1 pseudogene is annotated in these 1,566 nt (G+C 37.8%); it reads right to left on the bottom strand.

Annotation, left to right across the window (positions count from 1 at the left end):
• Window positions 1-127: 127 nt before the first annotated feature.
• Window positions 128-1,482, bottom strand: a pseudogene (locus tag SCA31_RS22360) (IS3 family transposase).
• Window positions 1,483-1,566: the final 84 nt, after the last annotated feature.

The following is a 1,566-nucleotide window of genomic DNA, read 5'->3' as shown; positions in this document are numbered from 1 at the left end:
TGTATGTCTTCAAAAGAAAATGGACTTTCTCTTAGGGAGTGTTTGTTAGTTTAAAGTTATAATAAAAGTTGATTTCCATAAAATTTTTCTGAGCTTTGAGGCTCAAAAATTTTCCAGAACAACTTTTTTAGCGTTTTACTTTTTCTTTAAAGTAATTCCGTTTTCTGAGTTGCAGTGTTTTCTCTTTTATTTTCCTGCGCTCCCGGAGTATTTCATCGCTTCTTCCAAAATATACATCAGCAGGAGTTAGATTTTGCAGAGACTCATGATACCGCTGATTATTATAACGGTTTACAAATTCCTCCAGTGCTTTTTCCAATTCTTCAGGGCTGTAATAAAAATGAAGTTTTACCACATTTTTCATCGTTCTGTGGTACCGCTCGATCTTTCCCTGGGTCTGCGGATGAGCAGGTTTTCCATGAAGTTGATTGATTTGATACTTTTTCTGCAGATACTCTTTCAATTCAGAAGCTACGTAGCAGGAGCCATTATCAGATAAAAGTTTAGGAACCTGTCCTTTTTTAAGCCCTGACTTTATTACAGCTGAATCTACCGTTCTTTTTACATCATTCACTTTCATGTTTCTACAGAGCTCCCAATGAACAATATAACGGCTGTAATCATCCAGAACGGTACTTAGATAGTACCAGCCCCAACCGATAATCTTAAAATAAGTGAAATCTGTTTGCCACATCTCATGTACAAAATTGGTTTTATCTTTAAATTCATCAGCAGCTGAGAGCAGGATATGAGAAGGAGCGGTAATCAGACCCCGCTTTTTCAAAATTCTGTACACACTTGATTCTGAAATAAAAATACCCTGCTCATCGGTAATTTTGTAAGCCAGTTCTCGGCTGGAAAGTCCGGGATGCTCCAATGCGATCTCGACCACAAGGTTTTTTTGTTTCTCAGGAATGCTGTTCCATTGTTTTCTGTTAAAAGAAGGGGAGGAAAAAAATCCTTCATATCCTTTTTTCAGATACAGATTGTACCAATTGTAAAAGGTGCTCTTATGGATGCCGAGTTCCCTCAAAGTCTTATTAACACCTATTTCACTGCGCGTAACGAGTTCTATGAGCTCTAATTTTTCACCGGCGGATAACCTCATATATCTTCTATATTTCTGGGTTAGTCCAGCATGTCCAAGCTTTTTTTTACAATATCATACCGTAAAACGAGATCTGCAACCATTTCTTTTAGCTTCTTGTTTTCTTCTCGAAGCTGGCTGACTTCATCAGAAGTAGCCTCACGAACTACATCACCAGAAAGACGTTTCTTACCGGCCTCAAGAAATTCTTTGTTCCATTTGTAAAATGTGGATTCCTGAATGCCATGCTTACGGCAGAGCTCTGCTACAGAAGTTTCTGCACGAAGGGCTTCCATTACAATGAGGATCTTTTGCTCGGCAGTGAAGATTCTTCTGGTTTTTCTCCTGATCTCTTTAATGTAGGTTTCAGGAGTTGGTTTTTTCCTGGTGTTCATAATATCAAATTTAAAAATTAATCTCTTATGAAACACTCCTTAAGTGAAAGCCTAAATCAGTACACTTTTTGCTGACGATTTACA

Source organism: Chryseobacterium sp. SIMBA_028, assembly GCF_046535285.1.
Taxonomy (GTDB): Bacteria; Bacteroidota; Bacteroidia; order Flavobacteriales; family Weeksellaceae; genus Chryseobacterium.
The sequence above is the reverse complement of the archived record's forward strand: the minus strand, read 5'-3'. Positions and strand labels throughout refer to the sequence as shown.